The sequence below is a fragment of the Microvirga pudoricolor genome, from assembly GCF_016892705.1.
Taxonomy (GTDB): Bacteria; Pseudomonadota; Alphaproteobacteria; order Rhizobiales; family Beijerinckiaceae; genus Microvirga; species Microvirga pudoricolor.
In genome coordinates, this window is sequence record NZ_JAFEMB010000009.1 from 120797 (window position 1) to 142708 (window position 21912).

At 66.4% G+C, this 21912-nt stretch carries 21 protein-coding genes; 5 read left to right on the plus strand and 16 right to left on the minus strand.

What is annotated here, in order from left to right; translation table 11 throughout:
• Window positions 1-158: 158 nt before the first annotated feature.
• Window positions 159-2858, minus strand: coding sequence for an excinuclease ABC subunit UvrB (gene uvrB / locus ILT42_RS21615; protein ID WP_204218078.1), 2700 nt, complete (start codon window positions 2856-2858; stop codon window positions 159-161).
• Between the two features lie 124 nt (window positions 2859-2982).
• Between uvrB and ILT42_RS21620 the strand changes: the two genes are divergently transcribed.
• Window positions 2983-5178 carry an esterase-like activity of phytase family protein gene (locus ILT42_RS21620; RefSeq protein ID WP_204218079.1) on the plus strand — a complete coding sequence of 732 codons (2196 nt, stop codon included), beginning with the start codon at window positions 2983-2985 and terminating at the stop codon, window positions 5176-5178.
• A gap of 43 nt (window positions 5179-5221) precedes the next feature.
• Here ILT42_RS21620 and ILT42_RS21625 read toward each other — a convergent pair whose 3' ends face one another.
• The 4 genes from ILT42_RS21625 to ILT42_RS21640 form a co-directional block, all read right to left on the minus strand.
• Window positions 5222-6259 carry a DUF808 domain-containing protein gene (locus ILT42_RS21625; protein WP_204218080.1) on the minus strand — a complete coding sequence of 346 codons (1038 nt, stop codon included), beginning with the start codon at window positions 6257-6259 and terminating at the stop codon, window positions 5222-5224.
• Window positions 6260-6370: 111 nt separating this feature from the next.
• Complete coding sequence (locus ILT42_RS21630; protein ID WP_204218081.1) at window positions 6371-6892, minus strand: hypothetical protein; 522 nt, start codon at window positions 6890-6892, stop codon at window positions 6371-6373.
• A gap of 83 nt (window positions 6893-6975) precedes the next feature.
• Window positions 6976-7935, minus strand: a complete 960-nt coding sequence (locus ILT42_RS21635; RefSeq protein WP_204218082.1) for a type IIL restriction-modification enzyme MmeI — start codon at window positions 7933-7935, stop codon at window positions 6976-6978.
• 39 nt (window positions 7936-7974) lie between these two features.
• The gene (locus ILT42_RS21640; RefSeq protein ID WP_204218083.1) at window positions 7975-9945 is read right to left on the minus strand and encodes a DNA methyltransferase; all 1971 of its coding nucleotides are present in this window, start codon (window positions 9943-9945) and stop codon (window positions 7975-7977) included.
• Between the two features lie 297 nt (window positions 9946-10242).
• Here ILT42_RS21640 and ILT42_RS21645 point away from each other — a divergent pair, with 297 nt between their 5' ends.
• A complete protein-coding gene (locus ILT42_RS21645; RefSeq protein WP_204218084.1) occupies window positions 10243-10470 on the plus strand; it encodes a hypothetical protein in 228 nt (75 codons plus the stop codon).
• Here ILT42_RS21645 and ILT42_RS21650 read toward each other — a convergent pair.
• The 6 genes from ILT42_RS21650 to ILT42_RS21675 form a co-directional block, all read right to left on the minus strand.
• Complete coding sequence (locus ILT42_RS21650; RefSeq protein ID WP_229428859.1) at window positions 10421-10891, minus strand: helix-turn-helix domain-containing protein; 471 nt, start codon at window positions 10889-10891, stop codon at window positions 10421-10423. The genes ILT42_RS21645 and ILT42_RS21650 overlap by 50 nt on opposite strands.
• Before the next feature lie 403 nt (window positions 10892-11294).
• Window positions 11295-12113, minus strand: coding sequence for a class I SAM-dependent methyltransferase (locus tag ILT42_RS21655; RefSeq protein ID WP_204218086.1), 819 nt, complete (start codon window positions 12111-12113; stop codon window positions 11295-11297).
• Window positions 12114-12321: 208 nt separating this feature from the next.
• On the minus strand, window positions 12322-12873 hold the full coding sequence (locus tag ILT42_RS21660; protein WP_204218087.1) for a fasciclin domain-containing protein: 552 nt from the start codon (window positions 12871-12873) through the stop codon (window positions 12322-12324).
• Window positions 12874-13006: 133 nt separating this feature from the next.
• Window positions 13007-13270: a hypothetical protein gene (locus ILT42_RS21665; RefSeq protein WP_204218088.1), complete on the minus strand. Its 264-nt coding sequence runs from the start codon at window positions 13268-13270 to the stop codon at window positions 13007-13009.
• 93 nt (window positions 13271-13363) lie between these two features.
• The gene (locus ILT42_RS21670) at window positions 13364-14101 is read right to left on the minus strand and encodes an anti-sigma factor (RefSeq protein WP_204218089.1); all 738 of its coding nucleotides are present in this window, start codon (window positions 14099-14101) and stop codon (window positions 13364-13366) included.
• The gene (locus ILT42_RS21675; protein WP_204218090.1) at window positions 14098-14664 is read right to left on the minus strand and encodes a sigma-70 family RNA polymerase sigma factor; all 567 of its coding nucleotides are present in this window, start codon (window positions 14662-14664) and stop codon (window positions 14098-14100) included. The genes ILT42_RS21670 and ILT42_RS21675 overlap by 4 nt, the downstream gene beginning before the upstream one ends.
• Before the next feature lie 178 nt (window positions 14665-14842).
• Between ILT42_RS21675 and ILT42_RS21680 the strand changes: the two genes are divergently transcribed.
• Window positions 14843-15619 (plus strand): DUF4394 domain-containing protein, encoded by a 777-nt coding sequence (locus ILT42_RS21680; protein ID WP_204218091.1) that lies wholly within the window; start codon window positions 14843-14845, stop codon window positions 15617-15619.
• Between the two features lie 76 nt (window positions 15620-15695).
• On the opposite strand, the gene ILT42_RS21685 is transcribed toward ILT42_RS21680, so the two are convergent.
• Entirely contained in the window at window positions 15696-16085 is a 390-nt protein-coding gene (locus ILT42_RS21685) for a DUF3775 domain-containing protein (protein ID WP_204218092.1), read from the minus strand.
• A 193-nt stretch (window positions 16086-16278) separates the two neighbouring features.
• Between ILT42_RS21685 and ILT42_RS21690 the strand changes: the two genes are divergently transcribed.
• Both ILT42_RS21690 and ILT42_RS21695 read left to right on the plus strand, forming a co-directional pair.
• A complete protein-coding gene (locus ILT42_RS21690; protein WP_204218093.1) occupies window positions 16279-16536 on the plus strand; it encodes a SemiSWEET transporter in 258 nt (85 codons plus the stop codon).
• 28 nt (window positions 16537-16564) lie between these two features.
• Window positions 16565-17371 carry a C13 family peptidase gene (locus ILT42_RS21695; protein ID WP_204218094.1) on the plus strand — a complete coding sequence of 269 codons (807 nt, stop codon included), beginning with the start codon at window positions 16565-16567 and terminating at the stop codon, window positions 17369-17371.
• Here ILT42_RS21695 and ILT42_RS21700 read toward each other — a convergent pair.
• The 4 genes from ILT42_RS21700 to ILT42_RS21715 all read right to left on the minus strand — a co-directional run bounded on the left by ILT42_RS21700 (window position 17368) and on the right by ILT42_RS21715 (window position 21160).
• On the minus strand, window positions 17368-17904 hold the full coding sequence (locus ILT42_RS21700; protein WP_204218095.1) for a DUF1499 domain-containing protein: 537 nt from the start codon (window positions 17902-17904) through the stop codon (window positions 17368-17370). The two genes, ILT42_RS21695 and ILT42_RS21700, sit on opposite strands and share 4 nt — an antisense overlap.
• A gap of 97 nt (window positions 17905-18001) precedes the next feature.
• Window positions 18002-19084, minus strand: a complete 1083-nt coding sequence (locus ILT42_RS21705) for an HlyD family secretion protein (protein ID WP_204218096.1) — start codon at window positions 19082-19084, stop codon at window positions 18002-18004.
• An 11-nt stretch (window positions 19085-19095) separates the two neighbouring features.
• Window positions 19096-20664, minus strand: coding sequence for an MFS transporter (locus ILT42_RS21710; protein WP_229428861.1), 1569 nt, complete (start codon window positions 20662-20664; stop codon window positions 19096-19098).
• 58 nt (window positions 20665-20722) lie between these two features.
• Window positions 20723-21160 carry a MarR family winged helix-turn-helix transcriptional regulator gene (locus ILT42_RS21715; RefSeq protein ID WP_204218098.1) on the minus strand — a complete coding sequence of 146 codons (438 nt, stop codon included), beginning with the start codon at window positions 21158-21160 and terminating at the stop codon, window positions 20723-20725.
• Window positions 21161-21912 lie beyond the last annotated feature (752 nt).

Consider the following 21912-nt stretch of genomic DNA (forward strand, 5'->3'; position numbering starts at 1 on the left):
TGGGGGAAGGCCGACCTGCTCCCTTCCCCCTTGTGGGGAAGGGCTGGGGATGGGGGTGTCGGCGCTAACCTTCATCGGTTCGGCGCTCACACCCCCACCCCGGTCGCTTTCGCGACTCGACCCTCCCCACAAGGGGGAGGGGAGAGGGGCAGTGCACCCTACCGCCCCTTGCGTCCCTTGTATTTCGGCTTCTGGCCGCCGTGTCCCTGCGTGGAGCGGGGGAGGGGGCGTTCGCGGAAGTTGAGGGGGACCTCGCGGTCCGTGCCGGGGCCCATCTCGTCGAGGCCGGGCTTGCGGATGCGCGTGCCCTCGTCGGACACGCCCTTGCCGGTCGGGCCCCAATCGTCGGAATCCTGGCCCGCTTTAGCCGGATCGCCGCCGCGCTCGGTGGGCGGCAGGTTGGCGCTCGCGCCGTATTTGCGCGAGCCCTTGTAGCGGCCCGCCTCGCGCTCCACGTCGGATTGGCGCGCGAGCGGGTCGTCGCTCACCGCAAGCTCCGTGGCCTGCAGGCGCTTCAGCTCGTCGCGCAGGCGCGCGGCCTCCTCGAATTCGAGGTTCGCGGCGGCCTCGCGCATGCGCTTTTCCATATCGGCGATGACGGCCTTGAGATTGTGGCCCACCGTGCGGTCGGCCATGCCCGTATCGACCGACACGTGGTCGCGCTCGTACACGCTCTCCAGGATGTCGGCGATGTTCTTCTTCACGCTTTGCGGCGTGATGCCGTGCTCGGCGTTGTAGGCGAGCTGCTTCTCGCGGCGGCGCGTGGTCTCCGCGATGGCGCGCTCCATGGAGCCGGTGATCTTGTCCGCATAGAGCAGCGCGCGGCCTTCCACGTTACGGGCCGCGCGGCCGATGGTCTGCACCAGGGACGTCTCTGAGCGCAGGAAGCCTTCCTTGTCGGCGTCGAGAATGGCCACGAGCGCGCATTCGGGAATGTCGAGGCCCTCGCGCAGCAGGTTGATGCCGATGAGCACGTCGAACGCGCCCAGCCGCAGGTCGCGGATGATCTCGATGCGCTCCAGCGTGTCGATGTCCGAGTGCATGTAGCGCACGCGCACGCCGTTCTCGTGCAGGTATTCGGTGAGGTCCTCGGCCATGCGCTTGGTGAGCGTCGTGACGAGGGTGCGGTAGCCGTTCGCCGCGAGCTCCTTCACCTCGCCCAGCAGGTCGTCCACCTGGGAGCGCGCGGGGCGGATCTCCACCACCGGGTCCACGAGGCCCGTGGGGCGGATCACCTGCTCCACGAACACGCCGCCGGTCTGCTCCATCTCCCACTTGGCGGGTGTGGCCGACACGTGCACCGATTGCGGCCGCATGGCGTCCCATTCCTCGAAGCGCAAGGGGCGGTTGTCGAGGCAGGAGGGCAGGCGGAAGCCGTATTCGGCGAGCGTCGCCTTGCGGCGGAAGTCGCCGCGATACATGCCGCCGATCTGCGGCACGGTCACGTGGCTCTCATCGGTGAAGACCAGCGCGTTGTCGGGGAGGTATTCGAACAGCGTCGGCGGCGGCTCGCCGGGCTTGCGGCCCGTGAGATAGCGCGAATAGTTCTCGATGCCGTTGCACGCGCCCGTCGCCTCGATCATCTCCAGGTCGAACTGCGTGCGCTGCTCCAGCCGCTGCGCTTCCAGCAGGCGGCCCATGCGGGTGAGCTCGCGCAGGCGGTGCTGCAGCTCGTCCTGGATGCCCTTCACGGCCTGCTGCAGGGTCGGGCGCGGCGTCACGTAGTGCGAGTTGGCGTAGACCTTCACGAATTGCAGGTCGTTGGTTTTCTTGCCCGTGAGCGGATCGAACTCGACGATGCTCTCGATCTCGTCGCCGAACAGCCCGATGCGCCAGGCGCGATCCTCCAGGTGGGCCGGGAACAGCTCGATGGAATCGCCGCGCACCCGGAACGTGCCGCGCGCGAAATCGTTCTGGATGCGCTTGTATTGCAGGGCCACGAGATCGGCGATGAGCTGGCGCTGCTCGATGCGCTCGCCCACCTTCACCGAGAACGTCATGGCCGTGTAGGTTTCCACCGAGCCTATACCGTAGATGCACGACACCGACGCCACGATGATCACGTCGTCGCGCTCGATGAGCGCGCGCGTCGCCGCGTGGCGCATCCGGTCGATCTGCTCGTTGATGGAGGATTCCTTCTCGATGAAGGTATCTGAGCGCGGCACATAGGCTTCGGGCTGGTAGTAGTCGTAATAGGAGACGAAATATTCCACCGCGTTGTCGGGGAAGAACGACTTGAACTCGCCGTAGAGCTGCGCCGCCAGCGTCTTGTTGGGTGCGAGGATCAGCGCCGGGCGCTGCGTCGCCTCGATCACCTGCGCCATGGTGAACGTTTTTCCCGAGCCCGTGACGCCGAGCAGCACCTGGTCGCGCTCCTGCCGCCGCACCCCGTCCACCAGCTCCGCGATGGCGGTGGGCTGATCGCCGGAGGGCGTGAAGTCGGACTTGATCTTGAACGGAATGCCGCCTTCCGACTTGTCCGGTCGGGCGGGCCGGTGGGGCACCCAGGCCACGCCGTTCTTGAAGCGCGGATCGCCTTCCAGGAGCAGCTTCGACAGGGCATCGACCGTGGCCGACACGCCGTTCACGTCCGGGGCCGCATCGCCGAGATCAGCAGGCACGTCCGGGCCGTCGTCGGGGCCTTTCAGGCCGAGCTTCTTGGCGAGCGCCGGGTCGACGTCGGTCACGTCGCCATGCGCAAAGGTCTCCTGCGCGCGCTCGGCGAAGCCTTCCGCCCGCTCCCGCTCCCGGTTCACCGCCGGATTGAGAAGATCGGCCAGATAGGTATCCAGGGGCTTCAGCTCGGGTTTGGACGCCTTCCCGGTGGAAAGCTTGGGCTTTTTGGGTGATTTGGCCATGGAACGAATATGGTACGAGTGGCCCCGGAAGTGAAGTGCGAGAGGGTGCGCCGGACTGTCATTCGTCTGTCACGGGATTGACGCAAGAGAACCCCGCCAACCTAAGCCATTTCGCGGGGATCCCATGAAACGTCCCATTCACCGTTCCGTCGTCACCGGCCCGCTCGCCGCGCTCCTCCTGTCAGGCACCGCCCTCAGCGCTTCCGCGGCCGAATATTTCGACCGCATCGCGAGCTTCCCGATCACGGCGAATATCCCGGCCGATGCTGACCAGAAGGGCGAAACCGTGGCCGAGATCATCTCGGCGAGCGACGACGGAAACCTGCTGGTCTATACGGACAGCCCCCGTAAGGAGATCGGCTTCATCGACATCACCGATCCGGCCAATCCGAAGCCCGGCGGCAAGCTGGCGGTGGGCGGCGAGCCGACGTCCGTCAAGGTCGTCGGCCCCATGGCTTTCGTGGCGATCAACACCTCGGAGAGCTTCACCAGCCCGAGCGGCAAGCTGGTTCTGGTGGACCTGAAGGCGCGCACGGTCACGGCCGAATGCGCCCTGCCGGGCCAGCCGGATTCCGTGGCCGCCCATGCGGGCCTCCTGGCGATCGCCATCGAGAACGAGCGCGACGAGAAGGTTAATGACGGTGCCCTCCCGCAGATGCCTGCCGGTTCCCTGGTCATCGGAGCCTTGAACGGCAGCGGCGTCGATTGCGCGGCGCTGAAGACCGTGTCCCTCACAGGTCTCGCAGGCGTCGCCGGAGAAGACCCGGAGCCGGAATTCGTCGACATCAACGACGAGGGCAAAATCGTCGTCACGCTGCAGGAGAACAACCATATCGCCGTGGTGGACGGCAAGACCGGCAAGGTCGATGCTCATTTCACAGCCGGGGCCGTGGACCTGAAGAACATCGACACCAAGCGCGACGGCCGGATCAGCCTCACCGATTCCAAGACCGGCGTGGTTCGTGAGCCCGATGCGGTGCATTGGATCGACGCCAACCGCTTCGTCACCGCCAACGAGGGCGACTGGAAGGGCGGCTCGCGCGGCTTCACGATCTTCAACAAGGACGGCTCCGTTGCCTACGAGTCCGGCGCGAGCCTGGAGCACGAGATCGTGGCGCTGGGCCACTACCCCGAGAAGCGCAACAGCAAGGGCGTCGAGATCGAGGGCTTGGAAACCGGCACCTTCGGGGCCGACCGCCTGATCTTCGTGGGCTCCGAGCGCGCCTCCGTGGTGGGCGTCTACAAGGATACGGGCGGGGCGCCCGAGCTGCTGCAGGTCCTGCCCACGGGTATCGGCCCCGAGGGGCTTGTCACCATCCCGTCCCGCAACCTGTTCGTCGCCACCAGCGAGATCGACCTGCACGGCGAGGGCGGCGTCGCCCCGCACGTGATGATCTACGGGCGCGCGGAGCGCGCCGCACCGGCCTATCCGACGATCCGCTCCGCGAAAGCCGCCGACGGACTGCCCATCGCCTGGGGTGCGCTGTCGGGCTTCGTGGCGGACCCGCAGCAAGCCGGCAGGCTCTACGCCGTCACGGACAGCGCCTATGGGGCCGCCCCCCGCATCCTCACGGTGGACGCCACCGGGAGCCCGGCCCTGATCACGGCGGAGACCCTCGTGACCCGCAACGGCCAGGCTGCCGAGAAGCTGGACCTGGAGGGCATCGCGAACGCCCGCGGCGGTGGCTTCTGGCTCGCCTCCGAGGGCAATCTGGAGAAGGGCGTGAGGAACCTCCTCGTCCGCGTGGACGCGAAGGGCGTGATCCAGGAGGAGGTCTCGCTGCCGGCCGCCCTTGAGGAGGGCGCGAAGAACTACGGCTTGGAAGGCGTGACCGTCACGGGCACCGGCGCGGACGAGACCGTCTGGGTCGCCGTCCAGCGCGAATGGGCGGACGACAAGAAGGGCCACGTGAAGCTTCTGGCCTACAAGCCTTCGAGCAAGAGCTGGGGGGCCGTGAGCTACCCCCTCGACAAGGCGGAGGCCGGATGGATCGGCCTGTCGGAGATGACCGCCGTGGGCGACCGGGTCATCATCATCGAGCGCGACAACCAGATCGCCGAGAAGGCGAAGGTCAAGAAGCTCTATGCCGTGCCGCTCGCCGACATGAAGCCCGCGCCTTTGGGCGGTGAGCTGCCGGTGGTGAAGAAGACGGAGCTGCGTGACCTGCTGCCGGCGCTCAAGGCCCCAAAGGGCTACGTGCTCGACAAGGTGGAAAGCTTCGCGGTGGATCAGGCCGGCGACGCCTATATCGTCACCGATAACGACGGTGTCGACGGCTCCTCCGGGGAGACGATCTTCCTCAAGCTGGGCAAGCTGTAACGCCCCATGCGCACCGACAGGAGGGGCCGCGCGATCCGGCCCCTCAGCGCCGCCTGAACGCCTTGAGGAGGGGAACTACGCCGTAATGCACCGCCGGGATCAGAAGGCCGCCGAGCAGGAGGCCGAACGCTCCCGCGGCGGCGGCCGAGACCAGCCATTCCACGAAGCCGCCGAGCGCCGGGACGGCATGGCCCGCCGCCGAGGACCAGGCCTCTACGGCGTGCCCGGGGCCTGCGAGGCCATGCTCCTCCAGGCCGTGCAGGATGATGCCGCCGCCCACCCAGATCATCGCGGCGGTGCCCACGATGGCGAGGGTTTGGAGCAGCACCGGCATGGCCCCCACGAGGCCGCGCCCGAAACCGCGGGTCATTCCCGCCAGGGCCCGGTCCGAGCCGGTCGGCGGTGTTCCCGCCGGCAGGGTTCGAAGGCCCAAAATGCTGGAGACGGGCCGCTCGTTGCAGGCCAGCGCCACGCCGGCGTCGTCCGCCTTCACGATGAGCGCCACCGCCCCGTAGACCAGGGCCGTGATGCCCGTGCCCACCGCCGCCAGCACCACCGCCTGGGCCCAGAACGAGGCCTCCGGCACCGTCCCGAGGGTGATGGCCATGATCTCGGCCGACAGGATGAAATCCGTGCTGATGGCGCCCCGCACCTTCTGGTCCTCGAAGGCCTGGGGCGAGACGGGCTGCCCCTCGACCTCCGCCTCGTGCTCGTGCGCCCCATGGGGCGACAGCGCCTCGAACACCTTCTCGGCGCCCTCGTAGCAGAGATAGGCGCCGCCCAGCATGAGCAGCGGCGTGATCGCCCAGGGCGCGAAGAGGCCGAGCAGGAGAGCGGCGGGCAGCAGGAAGAGGAGCTTGTTCTTGAGGGACCCCAGCGCGATCTTGCCCACGATGGGCAACTCGCGGCTCGCCTTGAACCCCATGACGTAGCGCGGGGTCACGGCCGTGTCGTCGATCACCACGCCCGCCGCCTTCACGCCCGCCCGCGCGGCCTGCGCCGTCACGTCGTCCAGGGAGGCGGCCGCCACCTTGGCCAATCCCGCGATGTTGTCCAAGAGGGCGATCAGGCCGATGCTCATGGGGTCTCCCGTCGATGGTCCCGCGCAGCTAAAGCAAGGGATCCGGTTTCGACAAGTTCTGCAGGGGCAGATGGTTCGGATTTCGCGTCGGATCGTGGAGAGAAGCGGCTCTCAGGCCGCCTTTCGCGCCAGGTAGAGGTCGTCCGGCGTCTTCGAAATCCGCCCGTAGCGCACCAGCGTGTTCAACGCCTGCGCCACCCGCGCCTCGATGCGTTTGCCGCCGCGCTTGAACCCGCGCGCGATGGCCGCCGCGTCCATGGGCCGGTTCGCCCCCGACAAGGCGACCTCGACCGCGAGAGCGTCCTCGTTGCGATCCTTGGGGAAATCGGGCAGGGCCCGGTCGATGGCGATGACGTTCGACCTCAGTTCCAGCTCTCCGGCCGGGGCGGCCGCCGCCTTGGCGAAGCGCGGGACCTGGTAATCCGGCCGCAGCCAGCGCACATGCCCCGCCGCCTCCTCCCGCGCCCGCTCGGCGTTGAGGGCCACGAGGCGTTCGAGAACCTCCTCGTCGGAGAGCGTTTCGGGCCAGCCATAGGCCTGGAACACGAGCCGGTCGAGGCGCTCGTGCAACTCCTTCAGGATAAGGATGAGGCCCTGGTCCTTGATGCGCTCCTCGTCGGGCGTGAGGGGCATCGCGGACTCCACCGGCCCTCTCCCCCCTTGTGGGGGAGAGTTGGAGAGGGGGGTGTGTGCGCGACGCTCCGAGAGGTTGGCGCTCACACCCCCACCCCGGTCGCTTGCGCGACTCGACCTCCCCACAAGGAGGAGGGGGACGAGCGGCGCGCCGCCTCCATCACCTTCAGCTTCTCCAGAACGTTGTACATCTGCGTCAGCGTCAGCTTCGGATGCTCGGCTTGGCGGCTTTTGCGAAACGCATCGAGCTCTTCGGCAACGGCGCGGATTTGGGCTTTGAGGGAGTCGGGTGGGTCGGGGAAGGGGAACGTTTCAAAGCATTCCGTATGATTATAGGTGGGGTCATTGCCAGCTCCAAGCCAGCCGCCTGTTCTTAGTGAGTAAACAATGTGAATGCGTGACGAGAGAATGCCCAACACTGCTGGATCGTCACTAGCGATGATAACAATTTTGCTTTCTGAAATTACATTCGATTCAAGAAACGAAAATATGCGATGTTTTGCAGTTCGCGCTGTACCTATGTACTTATCAAGATCGCATAATGCATCACGTTGTGATGCATGAGTGCGGCCAAACCACCACCAATTTTCTCTACGAAATTGCTCTCTATTTTGGTCGCGTTCAGGCTTTACGTGTGTTAAAAGATGTTGATAAATTTTAGGATACTCCTTTCGAACTGTATCTTGTCCGAGCGGATATAAATCTAAAGCGTATCGACTGCGATTTCCTTGAACGAGATCCTTCCCGTTCATGTATGGCCGAACTATTTGTTCTGCGTTGTCCGCACATGCACTAGTAAGTTCGTTCTTTAGAATTGCATCGATTACAAAGCCTTGTCCGTGAAGTTTGTATCCCATGTAAGCAAGACTTTTGTCAGCTAAGAGCGATGAAACTCTGGTAACATCCACGCCCACCGTCAAATCCGCATTGATCCGCCCTATCCGCGCCCTCAGCTCCACCACCGGCTCATCCGTCTCCAGCCCGCTCTCGCGCACCACCTCGTGCAGCCCGCCTTCGCGTTCGCCTTTCTCGGCCACCGTCATGGCAATCCGCACCGCTGCCGCGTCTTTCGAGGCTTTCGTCTACGGGTGGTCCGGGATCGCCATCACGAGGGAGACCGGCGGTTTGCCGTCCAGGCGCTTCTTCATCACCCGGCGGGAGAACTCCTGCGTGATGGAGTTGGTGGTGACGAACCCGAAGCGGCGCAACGTCGGGTCCTTCGCCGTCAGGATGTCCGCCGCGCGGTCCCACCAGTACATGACGAAGTCGGCGCTGTCGTTCATGTGCTTGTGCGTTGTCCAAAGTGCCTCGGTATAGGCGTCGCCGAGACGGGCGCGGATGTCCTTGCCGCCGATGAACGGCGGGTTGCCCACGATGAACTCCGCCTCCGGCCAGACGGGCCTGCGCGCGTTCGGATAGGTTTCAACGTCCGCCCCGTCTTTCTCCACCGCTTGCTTCACCGGGTAACTGTCCCAGGTCAGCACGGCGTCGTAGCCCCGGCGGGTGCCGAAATTGATATTGGCGAACGCGCGTAGGATCGGCTCGCTCGGGTGGGATTTTCGCGTGCGGTAATGCTGCTGGAGATACCCGATCCAGATCACCAACTCGGCGATGGCGGCCGCGCGGGGGTTGATCTCGAGGCCGAGGAACTGGTGCGGATCCACGCTCTCGCGCTCGAGCAGCAGGCTCTCCGTCTCACCGAGTTGCGCCAGCGTTTCCAGCACCTCGCCCTCCAGCTTCTTCATGAGCTCCAGGGCCACGTAGAGGAAGTTCCCGGTGCCGCAGGCGGGGTCGAGCACCCGCGTCGAATAGAGCTGCGCATGGAACGCCCGCACGGCCGCGACGGCCGCCTTGTCGTCGCCGGTCTCCTTGGCGTGCTCGGCCTTGAGCAGCGCCTTCTGCCAGTCCTCGCGCAGGGCCTCCATCACGGTGACCTCCACGAGGCGCTGCACGTAGGCGCGGGGGGTGTAATGGGCGCCGAGGCGCTTGCGCTCCGTCTTGTCGAGAGCCTGCTCGAGCAGCGTGCCGAAGATGGCCGGGTCTACGTCGTGCCAGGAATGCTTCGCGGCCGCGAGCAACTCGCCGATGTCCTCGCGCCCGAGGGCGAACACGGTGCTGTCGCTGAACAGGCCGCCGTTGAAGCGCCGGATGCGCGCCTCGACCACGTGGCTGAACTCCTCGCCCTTCTCCATCTCCTGCCACAAGGCCTTGAGACGGTGGGGAAAATGCGAGGGGTCCTGCTCGCTCTTCTGCAGCAGCGCCTTGAAGCTGTCGGGCGGCAGCAGTTCCACGTCCTCGGCGAACATCGTGAACAGACAGCGCATGAGGAAATGCGCGACGTCTTCCGTCCCGCATCCGCGCTGCTCCAGGGCCTTGCTCACTCCGGCCAGCCGGCCGGCGATGTCGCGGGTCACCCGGGCGGCTTCCCGGGCCGGATCGAGGCTGTGTGGCTCCTCCCAGACCTTGCGCAGCCGCTCCCGGATCAACGGATCGCGCAGATCCTCCAGGTCGATGCGGAAACCGTTGCGGTCCGGGTAGTGGCCGTAAGCCCGGCCCGTTCCCGTGAAGTCCGCATAGAGCTCCAGGCAATGGCCCACATCGCACAGGATGATGAAGGGCGGGGCCGCGTGGTCGGCATCGAGGAGGAAGACATAGGCCTCCGCCTGCTGGCGGGCGTTCTTCATCAGGACGTCCCAGCCCCGCGCGGCGCCGCGGCGGCCGAGGGTCCGCGGCTCAATTCCCGGGCGCGGAAGCTCGCCCGGAATCGCCTTGACGCGGCCCGGCAGGCGTGACTGCTTGGCTTCCAGGATGAAGGCATTGCGCTTGTAGAGATCGATCCGTTTCGGCGTCTGAAGCGGCTCGCTCCCGCGAGGCCGCACCGCGCGCTCGAACGCGTAGTCGTTGCGCCTCGGGTCGGGGCCCGACGGCTCCGGCGGCGCCACGCCGATGACGGCGCACAGCTCGGAGAGAAACATCTGGAAATTGGCCCGCTCGGCCCCGCCCTCGCCAGGGGACCAGCGGCGGATGAAATGATCGACGTCGGAAACAGGCAAGGTTGTGCATACCCAGGCGAATAATCCAAGGTTGCATCATGTAATACTATAACTTTTAGTTGTCGAATCTTTTCGTGCAATCGCTCCTGCACGATGACACGGGTGCTACAGAGGCTTGATGGCCGAAGGGGATATGGGCTGAGCGTCTGTTGCGGATTCCCACGCAGCAGACCACCCAGCGAGGCTTTCATTCATCACGAGCGGTGCGAGGGCCGCGTCGGGAAAAAGCCCGTGCAAGACGGCAATCGACAGGCCTGTCCGCGTCTGTGGTCGGCGGGCTCCATCCGGAGACGGTCCATGGCCGAAAGCCTGCCGCTGCCGGTGCGGATCGAGGCGGAGGGTCGTGCGGGGCTGATCTGCGCGGGTGGGAAATCGGCGAGCGGGGTGCTGAAAGGCACCTATCCCGCGGCCGAACCCGATCCGCCGACGATCCTGCGGGGTGTCGCGCGGTCCGACCGCGCATCCAGCATCGGGATCACGAGTTGCGTGCGTAGGCCCGCCGAGGGGAATGTCCCCGCCCATTGAGGGGCGCGGCGATCCCATCGCCCTTCTCGAGGCCAGCCGACGCGCGGGCCATGTTGATGAGGGCGCGGCGCATGTCCGCGTTGCTGATGGCGTTGAAAGCGCTGAGAAGTTCGATGCTGTCCTTCTGGGACAGGAACTCTTCGATCTCCTGGACGATCGGGCTGCCTTCCTTGGTCTTGCGCTCGCCGTCCTGGCCTTCGAAGAAATAGGTCACCTGAACGCCGAGGATGTCGCCGATCTCCTGCAGGCGTCCGGAGCCGACGCGATTGGTGCCCTTCTCGTACTTCTGCACCTGCTGGAACGTCAGGCCGAGCGCCTCGCCCAGCTTTTCCTGGGACATGCCGATCAGGGTCCGGCGCGCGCGGATGCGGGCACCGATGTGACGGTCGATCGGGCTCGGTGACTTCTTCGTGTCCATCAGGCTTTCCTTTACTGTTCTGGTACGACTTTAAGTAACGCTTGTCCACGTAAACTGAACAATACAGCCTTGGACTCACGAGTAAATTACCGTCGGTGGAGACGAAGCATTAACCAATAAACACACCGTCTCATCCGTCAGGTTTAATCCCCTGCCAAGTCGAGCGCACGACACACGTGAGGTTGTAATTCCGATCCCGAAGCCAAAGCATTTAACCGAAATGGCATATGAGACGAATAACTCTTGCGGGGACCCCCCAAATAGGGAGGTTCGCATCAACAATGCGTGCCTTCTCGGCTTTTTCTTCGCGTAGGCGCATGATTTCCGCTGAAATTGCCGCGGTGGGAGAGAGATCAGGTGCCCCTGTGGGACGCCCCCTGTGCAAATAGGTCGCGCCCGGCGAATGTCACGAAGCGGGCTTCCTCATCCGCAGCGAAAAGGCGAGGGGGATCGCCACGGCACCGTCCGGCAGCCTGAACATGCGACCTTCGGCCGGCACCATGGACGGAAAGAGGCGGTAGGGTAGGGTCTCGTGCTCGGCGAAGGATTCGAGGACGAGCCCCGAAGCCAGAAGCCCGCCGACGATGTCAGATAGCGGATGATTCCAGTTGTACATGCTGGTCGGCTCGGCATGCACGTCGCCCGTATAGGATTGCGTCTCGGTCGAGAAGTCCGGTGTCTCCGGGGGCGTGCGCCACGCATAGGTCGTCTCGATGCGTCCGTCCCGCTCCTCCAGCACCTGGGCGGCAGGGTGGGAGTCGAGAAAATAGAACGTGCCGCCCGGCGCCAGCTTCTGCGCCACGATTTCGGCCCAGGCGCGGATGTCCGGCAGCCAGCAGATCGTGCCCCAGGTCGAATAAACCATGTCGAAGGACCCTGGAACGGCGCGGGGCGCATCGTAGAGATCGGCCTCGACGAAGGTCGCGGGCAAGCCGGACCGCCGTGACAGGTCGCGAGCGGCCGCGATGGCCACGGGGGAGAAATCGAGGCCGGTCGCAACGGCGCCCCGGCGCACGAGCGACAGGGTGTCCATGCCGAAATGACATTGGAGGTGGAGCAGGCTCTTGCCGGCCACGTCGCCGATCTCGCCGGCCTCGATGGGATACAGGGCGTCCTGACCTTTCAGGAAGCCGTCGACATCGTAGAATCCGGAGGCGTCGCGAACGTGAAGGGCCGCCCGATTGTTCCAGTTCGATAGGTTCGCATCGCGCCAGGATACACTCATGGATCGCTCCCTCAGGCTGTTGAATTCTCAGGAAAGGTCCGTAAGTGGTCTGCGCCTCCGGAGCAAGATGATAATGTATCAAATCGGCAGAAGTTCCGATCGACCCTTCGACAAAAGGGCACGCGCGGAGGCCGCCTAGGCACCTCCGCAACGCGCCGAACGACGGGAGCGTCCCGCGCCTGGGCGGGAGCGGGACGCAACCGGCGGATCAACCTGGAAGCAGGACGGTGTCGACTACGTGGATGACACCGTTCGACTGCAGAACATTCGGAATCGTGACGGTGGCGACGTCGCCCTTCTTGTCCGTGACGGTCAGGCGATTCCGGCCAGCCTGTCTGACGGTGAGGGTCTCGCCCTGCACGGTCTTGAGCATGGCGGTGCCGCCGCCGGCCTTTACCTGCTTCATCAGATCCTGAGCCGTGAGGCGGCCCGGCACCACATGATAGGTGAGGATTCCCGTGAGCGCCGCCTTGTTCTGGGGCATCACGAGGCTCTCGACCGTCCCGGCCGGGAGCTTGCCGAAGGCCTTGTTGGTGGGCGCGAAGACCGTGAAGGGTCCGGGAGATTGCAGCGTATCCACGAGGCCCGCAGCCTTTACGGCGCTGACGAGCGTGGTGTGGTCCTTCGAGTTCACGGCATTGTCGACGATGGTCTTCGACGAATACATCGCCGCGCCGCCGACGGTCTTGGTCGTGTCCTTGGCAAAGGCGGGAGACGAGAGAGCGATGGCCGCAGCCAGCAGGGTGAGACGGATCTTCATGGGGCGCTTTCCTCATCGGGTGCAACGAGATCGAGGCTTTCTCGCCGTCGATCGAAGGTTATCCTTCAAGAGGATTTACCCGGCAGGAAGAACGGTGGATGCGGGCGGCTCGCGTTTATTTTGAGGGGATCGCTCAGGCCGAGAACGAGGTCGGCCCGCTGAGATAGCGCTTGATGCGGTCGATCTCTTCCTCGGTCGGAGCGGTGTCGGCCTTTTGCGGCGGGTTGGCTTCATGCTGCTCCCGGCGCATCTCGGTCCATTGGTCGAGATTGATGGGATCGCTATCGGGGAAGGTCTCCTCCAAGGCCTCGTCCAGCGCGGCGTCGACCCTGTCCTGCTCATCCTGGTTGGGCGGCTTGCCCTGTTCGCCCGTCAAACCCGGCTTCTTCGACGACATGATCGGACTCCCGAATGAAGTAACTGAATTATCCTGAAGAATCGTCGTTTGAGTCTTCCCGTTATCCTTGTCGCAATTGCGGCATTCATACGATCAAAGAGCGGTACTCGTCGTCCCCTTCATCAGCACGGGACCGGTGGGGCGACCGGTCGGCGATCCCCCGGTCGGTTCGAGACTGATCTCGAAGAGCTGCTCGGGAGAGGTGCGCGGCAGGTTCTCGAGCTTGAGGCGGACCGTGCGGGCTTCATCGATGACACCGATGGAGACCGGCCCCCGGGCCTGATCCCAGAGCGTCCAGATCTCCAGAGCCCTGCCCGGAGGCACCTGGATTGCTCCCAGCGGCACCAATTCGGCGCTTCCGTTCGCGTAAGCGTTCACCACGGCGGCGGGGCGGTTCGCATCCGTCATCAGTACGGCGACCATCACGGGCTGGCGCGCCGCGCGACTGGCGAAGATCCCGAGCCCGATGGCGAGCACGAGGCTCGCGAAGGCGCCGGTGAGGCCCGCCGCCCGCCAGAACGTCAGGCTGCGCCAGGCCGTTGCCAGGATCGAGACGGGGCCAGGGCCCGAGAAGCCCGGCGCGCTGGCCGCCGCGGCCTGCGGCAGGCTCGACTCGATCCGGCTCCACAGGGTCTCGCCGACGGCCGCCGCGGGGGTCGTGGCGTCGAGCTCGTGAAAGCGTTCCTGCCAGTTCTCGATGAGGTCCTGGAAGGTGCGGTCCGAGGCCAGGAGCTGCTCGGCTGTCCGGCGCTCCTCGCCTTCGAGAAGACCCATCACGTGTTCGGCGGCGAGGCGATCCATCTCGGCGTGGGTGAGGCTGGGGTGGGTCATGCCATGCACTCCCGAAGCGTGGCGAGCGCGCGGCGGATCCAGGCCTTCGCGGTGCCCAGGGGCACACCCATCCGGCCCGCGAGCTCCCCGTGGCTGAGCCCCTGCATGTAGGACAGGATCACGGCCTGCCGGCGGCGGGGCTCGAGGCGCTGGAGGCAGCGTTTCAGGGCACTGGTCTCGGAGAGCCGCAGCATGATCGCCTCGGCGTCCTCATCCTCGCTCGTGAGCCCCATGGGCTCGAAATCGTCCACCAGGTCGGTGCGGGTCTCTCCCCGCAGAATGTTGAGAGCCCTGTTGCGCAGGACCGTGTAGAGCCAGGCGCGTCCGGTGCCTCGGCTGGGGTCGAAGCTCGCGGCCCTCTGCCAGACCTGCATGAAGGTGTCGTGCACCGCCTCCTCGGCCAAGGCCCGGCGGCGCAGCAGGCGCATGGCGACGCCCAGCATCCGGGCGGCTTCGGCGTCGTAGATCGCCCGCAGGGCCGAGCGGTCGCCCCCGGCGCACCGGCGCAGGGCGTCGTTCAGGTCGGTGGCCTCGGAGGCCGATGCGCCGAGCGCTGCGGTCACGTGGGGTCATGCTCCAACGGCAAGGTTCCTATCGGCAAGGTTCCTACCCGCGAGCCCGTCGGGCGGATGCGGGGCGGCGAAAAATTTTTGACGGCCCCTGCATCCATAGGGGAGTCCGGTGGGTAAGCGCAACAGCCGGTCGCTCCCGATCAGGCTTCATCAACCGGAGAGAACACCCATGAAACTCGCGACCCTCGCCGCCGCCCTCATCGGGACGACCTTCCTCGCGGGCGCCGCTCAAGCCCAATCCGTCGCGGCCCTCGTCGGCGACAACACGATCGCGATCGTCGACGTGGCGGCCAAGAAGGTGGGCAACACCATGACGGTGTCCGGCATCTCGGGCCGACTCCTGGGGATCGACGTGCGGCCCGCCGACGGCATGCTCTATGGCGTCGTGGCCGACGGCACGGTCGTGACGATCGACCCGGCCTCCGGCAAGGCGACCATGAAGTCCAAGCTCGACACGATGCTGTCGCCCGGCGTGATGGCGACCGTCGACTTCAATCCGGCGGCCGACCGCCTGCGCATCATCGGATCCGACGGGACGAACCTGCGGGCCAACGTCGATGACGGCAAGGTCACGAAGGACGGCAACCTGAAATTCGCCGATGGCGACATGCACAAGGGCAAGACGCCCAAGATCGTGGCGGGCGCCTACACCAACTCCATGAAGGGCGCCAAGGAGACCACCCTGTACGACATCGACGCCACGGGCGCCCTCGTGAAGCAGGCCCCGCCCAATGACGGCGTGCTCAACTCGGTGGGCATGATCGGCATGCCGGCGGACGCGGTGGCCTTCGACATCGTGGCGGGCGAGGGCAGCAACGACGGCTGGCTGATGGCGGGCGACACGCTCTACAAGGTGGATCTTGCCACCGGTAAAGCGGCCTCGGTGGCCAAGATCGCGGGCGTCGCCGGCACCGTTCGCGACATCGCCGCCATGCCCAAGATGTAACGGCCCATATCGTCACGCCCGGGGAAACCCAGGCCGGGGTGCGCCGCCCGTCTCGCGTCGGCGCGCCCCGTTCGGCTCAGGCGCAGCTCCGCCCCATGGCGTTGAGCCCTTCATCCAGGAGATCCGCCAGGTTGGGAATGCCGAGCAACCAGTCCGCCGTGGACACGCTCGCCGCATCCTCCCGTTCCCGGGCGAAGCGGACGGCGGCGCCCCATTCCTCCGGCTCCATGTCGCCCCGGCCGATATAGACCAGCGCGATCAGATCGTGGCGCTCGTCGTCGTTCAGCCCCGCGATCACCTCACGCACCTCTTCTTCCGTAGCGTCGTCCGAACCCGCCATGAGGCTGTCGATATTGCCGTCGTCGGTGGGGTTCGAGCCGGAATCCGGATCGGTGATGCCTTCCTTCACGTCGATGGCCCGCGCGCGGATGATCAGGTCGCAGACTTTATCGAGGGCGATGTCCATGGAAACCTCTTGGTGTGCCTTTGGCCGCCGGGCCCCTGGGAAAATCTCCCCTTGGCCCGTGGGGAGGAAACCCGTGACGGGCGTTTCGGTTCGGCGCCGCGCGCGATGTGGCTTCCCACCGCAGCGAAAAGCGGCACGGGCAACCTTGTGTCGTGATAAAGCTGCGCGAGCTTTCACCGATTCGCGCCCGACCATGCTCCAGAGCCTTGAAATCATCGGCTTCATCGCCGCCGTCCTGACGACCCTGTGTTGGCTGCCGCAGGCGCTGAAGACCTTGCGCACCAAGGACACAAAGTCGCTGTCGCTGATTACCCAGAGCCTCCTGGCCCTCGGCATCGGCCTCTGGCTCGTCTACGGCATCATGCTCGGGGACCGGCCGATCATCCTGGCCAATGGCTGCACTTTCGTGCTGGTGGTGGCGATCCTCGCCATGAAGCTGCGCTACGGCTAGGGTTCAGCCCTCCTTCGAGGATCATCCCATGACCGTTCGCCGTCTCGCCGCCTGCCTCCTGGGCCTCGCTCTCCTGGCGGGACTGCCGGGTGCGGCCACGGGCCAGGACGCGCGCGGCCGCAAGGCCCGCCCCGCCTACGCGCTTGCGACCCCGACGCCGGGGATCGTGGATGTCTACGTCCTTTCCCTTGGGCTTTGGGGCGAGCAGCGCGTTTTCGAGCGGGAGGCGAAGGGCGCAGCGCAGATCCTCGAATCGCGGCTGGGCGAAACCGGCCACGCGATCGTCCTGTTCAACACCCGCACCCGCATGAACGTCACGGACGCGAGCGCCAGGGCGGCGGCCTCGGCGGTGGGACGCGTCATCGATCCGGGCGAGGACGTGGCCGTGCTGTTCCTCACCTCCCACGGGACGCCGGACGGGCTCGCCGTGACCACCCGCGGCCGGAACGTGCAGCTCATGCCTCCGACTTATGTGAGGGGCCTGCTCGACGAGATGCGGGCGCGGCTGCGGGTTCTCATCGTATCGGCCTGCTATTCGGGGGTCTTCGCCAAGGCCCTGGCCGACGACGACACCCTCGTCATCACGGCCGCGGCCGCCGACAAGCCGTCCTTCGGCTGCGAGGACCGGGCGACGTGGACCTATTTCGGGGATGCGTTCTTCAACCAGGCCCTGCGCCGGGACGCGAGCCTGGACGCCGCCTTCGCCCGTGCCCGGGACCTCGTGACCCAGCGCGAACGCCGCGAGGGGTTCGATCCGTCCAATCCGCAGATCGCGGGCGGCGCGAACGTCCTGCGGGCGCTGGCCGGGCGGCGCGGCGCAACGAGCGCTCGTTAGGGGGTCGGGGTCTCTTTGGCGACGCGCTCCGCGATCCGGTCCACCCAGCGCCGCACCCGTTTGCGGTTGGCGCCGAAATCGGAGCCGGGACCGGGGCTGCGGGAATAGATCGCCAGGGTCGAGCGGCCCTCGCCGAGATCGAGAACGCGCACATCCGCCGTCGCGGGAAACCGCAGGAGGCGGGTGCGGGTGACGAAACGGTCCTGCCGGATGCCCGTGTCGGAGAAAACCTTCACGGTATCGGCCTCCGATCCGATCACCTCCGCGGCCAGTGCTCTCAACCGGTCCGGGTCGATCTGGAAAACCGGCGGATCGAAGTCGGGATTGGCGCGGGGCGACACGGCGCGAGCGCTGGCGAGCGCATCGGTGGAGCGGGGACGCCGCTTGAGCGTGTCGAAATCCACGGGCCCCTGGTCGGACGGTCCGAGAACCCTGGCCCAGGCGAACTCGATCCCGGTTTCCCAGCCGCGCCACAGGGTGTATCCCAGGCCGACGCCCACCAGCCCGGTCGCCACAGCTTTCTTCGTCTTCATGCCATCCTCGGAAGCCGGCCGGAGCCTGGGGGAGGGCGCCCGCGCCGGGGCCCTGTCCTGTGCTAGACGCGCAAGATCTCTCCCGTGTTCCAGAACTCTAGGAGGGCGGGGCGGCGCCCGTGGCTTGCGGCGTCCCGTCGGCCGTGTCCACGCTGACCACCACGGACATGCCGGGGCTGATCCGGCGGGCCGCCGGCTGGCCGGGATCGATCTCGATCCGGACGGGAATGCGCTGGGCCACCTTGGTGAAGTTGCCTGTGGCGTTGTCGGGCCGCAGGACGCTGAACTCCGAGCCCGCCGCGGGAGAGAAGCGGGCGATGCGCCCCGTGATCGCCTCGCCATGGAGCGCGTCGACGGCCATGAGGGCGGGCAGGCCGTCATGGAGGCGGGCGATCTGGGTCTCCTTGAAGTTGGCGATGATCCAGACCCGATCCGGCACGATGGCCATCAGCTGCGTGCCCGGCGTCACGTACTGTCCGAGCCGCGCCCCGACCTCGCCGAGTTCGCCGTCCTGCGGGGCGACGATGCGGGTATTCTGGAGGTCGATCTCCGCAAGCCTGACGGCCGCCTCGGCGCCCGCGACCGCCGCTTCGAGGGAGTTGCGATTGACGATGACGGAGGCGAGATCCTGGCGGGCGACCTCCCCGGCGGCCTTCGCCTGGGCGAGGCTCGCCTGCGCCTGTTCGAAGGCCGCGCGCGACTGGTCCGCCTGAGCCTGGGTGGAGATGCCCCGGTCGAGCAGCGGCTCGACCCGCTTCCAGTCGGCGGAGGCGCGGGCGAGGGCCGCCTCCGCGCCGTCGACCCCGGCCTGACTGACCGCGATCCCGGCCTCCTTGGAGCGGCGCTGCTGCTCGGAGTTGGCAAGGGCCGCCCGCTGGGCGGCAAGCGTCGCCTTGGCCTGGGCGAGCCGCTGCTGGTAGATGCGGTCGTCGAGCTGCACCAGAACCTGGCCCGCCGTTACGGGCATGAAATCCTGCACGAACACCTCCGCCACGTAGCCGTCGAGCTTGGGGCTGATCATCGTCACGGCGCCGCGCACATAGGCGTTGTCGGTGCTCTCGACCGAGGACGTGAAGGGCGGCAGGCGCCAGGCATAGAGCGCGAGGCACACGCCCGCGATCCCGACGAGGGCCGCGAGGGCGCTGGCTTTCGATGTGAGGATCCGGTTGGGGCTCGACATGGCTCTTTCGATCAGGCTGTCGCGGTCGGCCGGGCAGCGTTCCAGTGCCTGCCCAGCGCGACGACGGCGAGGTGGAGGAGAAGCGCCGCTAGGGCGAAGCATGCCAGGCAGGCGGTGAGAAGGAACAGGTCATTGTAGGCGAGCACATTGGCCTCCCGCGTGGCCTGCTGCGACAGCAGGGCGAGGCCTTCCGCGTTCATGAGCGATCTGTCGGTAAGCGTTCGGCCATAGACCGCGCCGAGCTGGCGCACGCGCTGCGCCACGATGGGATCCGTGAGCGTGACCGCCTGGGCCAGGATGTTGGAATGGTACTTCTCGCGGATCGTCACGAAGGTGCCGAGCACAGCGGAGCCCAGGAGGCCGCCGAGGCTCTGCGTGGTCAGGAACACGATGACGAAGCTCAGGATGTAGTTCGGCCCGTTCTTGAGCGCCGACAGAAGGCCCGCCGCCATGGCGGGCGGCAGGAACAGCGCGCCCGCGAACGCGATCATGCCCTGGCTGAGATACATCTCGAACGGACGGGTGAGGTTGGTGGCCTGGCTGTCCATGTAGGCGCTCGCCGCCAGCAGGAGCAGCGACACGACGTGGATGGCGGGCTCCCGTCCGGGCTTGAGGACCAGCGCGCAGGCGAGGCCGCCCGCGACGGACGCCGCGAGGATCACGGCCGCCAGCACGCTCATCTGGTCGTTCTGCAGCCCGAGCACCTGGAAGAACCCGTAGGCGCCCGTGGTCTGCTCCGACAGCACGACCCGGAACACGAGCAGCGCCCCCGTGAAATGCACCACGTCGCGGCTCGTGAGCCAGCGGATGTCGAGGAGGGGAGCGTCGCGGTTGAGCTCGATGAGCACCGCGACGGTGAGGCAGGCGAATGCCGCGGCCAGCATCGCGCCGAGCCACGGCGCCTCGAACCACCAATAGACCCGTCCGAGCACCAGCACCATGGCGGTGAGGCCGAACCCGAGGGCGATGAAGAGATAGCTTACGAGGTCGAGCCAGTGGATGACCTTGGCGCGCGGCTGCGGCGCGAGCGGCAGGAGGTAGACGCCCGCGAAAGCCATCATGGCGATGGCCATCTCGGCGGTGTAGAGGCCGTGCCAGCCGCCGATGTCCAGAAGCGAGGGCGATATCAGACGCGCGACGGGCGGACCGAGAAGGGTGTTGGTCAAGCTGAGGCTGAGACCGACATTCAGTTTCCGAGCAGGCGGGAACGGCTCGAGCATGTACAGGAAGCCGAGCGTCGACATGGGGGCGGCCGCGATGCCGCTGAAGAAGCGCACCACGAGGGCGGATTGCAGGTCGTGCACGAAGAAATGCAGGAGCGACACGGCCAGGAAAGCCACGATGCTCAGCTCGGCGAAGTTTCGTAAGCCATACTGGGTGCGGATCTTGATGAGCAGCAGAGTCAGGCTGGCATTGGGCGCCATGTAGGCCGCCATCAGCCACGTCGCCTCGTTGGTCGTGGCGCCGAGCGATCCCTGGATCTGCGGCAGGTTCGCGGTGATCAGATTCATGCCGAGCCCCTGCGTGAGGGACAGAAGGAGCGAGGCCAGCATGTAGGCCGCCGCGCGCCAGGGCGGCATCGGCGTGAAGGCCGGCGTTGCCGGCGGCTGCGGGCTGGTGGTGTCCGACATGGGCCGCTCAGCCGCGTTCTTCGAGGGCCGCGGCGATCCGCCCGAGCACGCTCGCGGCGGTGTCGAGGTCCCGTGCGCTCACACCCGCGAGCACATCGTCCCGGATGGCGTCGATGCGGGCGCGCACGTCCCTCGCGAGCCGGCGGGCGGCGGGCGTCAGGTGGATCGTGTTGGCGCGGCGGTCCATTGCGGACGCGCGGCGCTCGATGAGCCCCTGCTCGGCGAGCCCATCCAGCAGCCGCACGAGGGTGGCCGTCTCGATGTCGAGTTCCGCCGCGAGTTCCCGCTGGGTGATGCCGTCATGGCCGCACAGGTGGAGAATCGCCCGCGCGCGGGAGAGCGTCATGCCCATGCCGCGCAGGTCGGCGTCCACGAGCGTGCGCCACTTGCGGGTCACGCGGGACAATTCGTCGGCGAAGATCTGGCGGGAGCGTTCGGCGGACATTCGATAGGCTGCATATCAATAGGGCGCTAACTATATGTAGGCTATCGATATGGCGGGAGCAAGACAAAGCCGTCCGGCAATCCATGCGCGGGCGGCGGGGCAGGTTTGTGTTCGTGGGGTGAGTTGTGAGTTCACTCTCGAGAAGCGCTCGGGGTGGGGTTGGAGACGTCAAAGCACGTGGTGAATTGTCAGAGCGCACACGCCGCTACCGTCATGCCCGGACTTGAGCCGGGTATCCACGCCCCCGCGTCGTAAGACGTGGGTGGCCGGGTTGATCCCCGGATCAAGTCCGGGGACGGCCATGACGGGGCAGGGTGTCATGACGGGGGAGCGTGTCATGGCGGGAGGTTATGTCCGGACAAGGGAGCAAGTGCGTTTGCGCGACTGAGGCCCCCCGCAAGTCCCTCGTTTCCACCTCCGACCGCCGCACCACCCACCGCTCCTGCCCATCCAGCTCCACCCTGTAAGCCTCTCCGCCCCGCTCCGTCAGCGCCCGCACAACATCGCGGATGAGACGTGTCAAGCACCACGTCACACCGAGCAATGTCGCCGCGAAGGCGACGATGCAGAGCGCCTTGATGGGGTCAGAGGCCAGGTGAAATTTCGATAAGGCATCGGCCAAGACGCTGTATGGCTCCATCGTAACCTCCCTTAGGCGAAGCGACCACCAGCCTTGCTGGTGGTCGGGGAGCGACTGTGTTGAGTGTCAAGCGTGTTTGGGGTTCCAAGTCTGGTTTGTTCGGACGAGGGCG

Coding starts and splice junctions, on each gene's coding strand:
- uvrB (WP_204218078.1), bottom strand. CDS start 2,858: ATGGCCAAATCACCCAAAAAGCCCAAGCTTTCCACCGGGAAGGCGTCC.
- ILT42_RS21620 (WP_204218079.1), top strand. CDS start 2,983: ATGAAACGTCCCATTCACCGTTCCGTCGTCACCGGCCCGCTCGCCGCG.
- ILT42_RS21625 (WP_204218080.1), bottom strand. CDS start 6,259: ATGAGCATCGGCCTGATCGCCCTCTTGGACAACATCGCGGGATTGGCC.
- ILT42_RS21630 (WP_204218081.1), bottom strand. CDS start 6,892: ATGCCCCTCACGCCCGACGAGGAGCGCATCAAGGACCAGGGCCTCATC.
- ILT42_RS21635 (WP_204218082.1), bottom strand. CDS start 7,935: ATGACGGTGGCCGAGAAAGGCGAACGCGAAGGCGGGCTGCACGAGGTG.
- ILT42_RS21645 (WP_204218084.1), top strand. CDS start 10,243: ATGGCCGAAAGCCTGCCGCTGCCGGTGCGGATCGAGGCGGAGGGTCGT.
- ILT42_RS21655 (WP_204218086.1), bottom strand. CDS start 12,113: ATGAGTGTATCCTGGCGCGATGCGAACCTATCGAACTGGAACAATCGG.
- ILT42_RS21660 (WP_204218087.1), bottom strand. CDS start 12,873: ATGAAGATCCGTCTCACCCTGCTGGCTGCGGCCATCGCTCTCTCGTCT.
- ILT42_RS21665 (WP_204218088.1), bottom strand. CDS start 13,270: ATGTCGTCGAAGAAGCCGGGTTTGACGGGCGAACAGGGCAAGCCGCCC.
- ILT42_RS21670 (WP_204218089.1), bottom strand. CDS start 14,101: ATGACCCACCCCAGCCTCACCCACGCCGAGATGGATCGCCTCGCCGCC.
- ILT42_RS21680 (WP_204218091.1), top strand. CDS start 14,843: ATGAAACTCGCGACCCTCGCCGCCGCCCTCATCGGGACGACCTTCCTC.
- ILT42_RS21685 (WP_204218092.1), bottom strand. CDS start 16,085: ATGGACATCGCCCTCGATAAAGTCTGCGACCTGATCATCCGCGCGCGG.
- ILT42_RS21690 (WP_204218093.1), top strand. CDS start 16,279: ATGCTCCAGAGCCTTGAAATCATCGGCTTCATCGCCGCCGTCCTGACG.
- ILT42_RS21695 (WP_204218094.1), top strand. CDS start 16,565: ATGACCGTTCGCCGTCTCGCCGCCTGCCTCCTGGGCCTCGCTCTCCTG.
- ILT42_RS21700 (WP_204218095.1), bottom strand. CDS start 17,904: ATGAAGACGAAGAAAGCTGTGGCGACCGGGCTGGTGGGCGTCGGCCTG.
- ILT42_RS21705 (WP_204218096.1), bottom strand. CDS start 19,084: ATGTCGAGCCCCAACCGGATCCTCACATCGAAAGCCAGCGCCCTCGCG.
- ILT42_RS21710 (WP_229428861.1), bottom strand. CDS start 20,664: ATGCCGCCCTGGCGCGCGGCGGCCTACATGCTGGCCTCGCTCCTTCTG.
- ILT42_RS21715 (WP_204218098.1), bottom strand. CDS start 21,160: ATGTCCGCCGAACGCTCCCGCCAGATCTTCGCCGACGAATTGTCCCGC.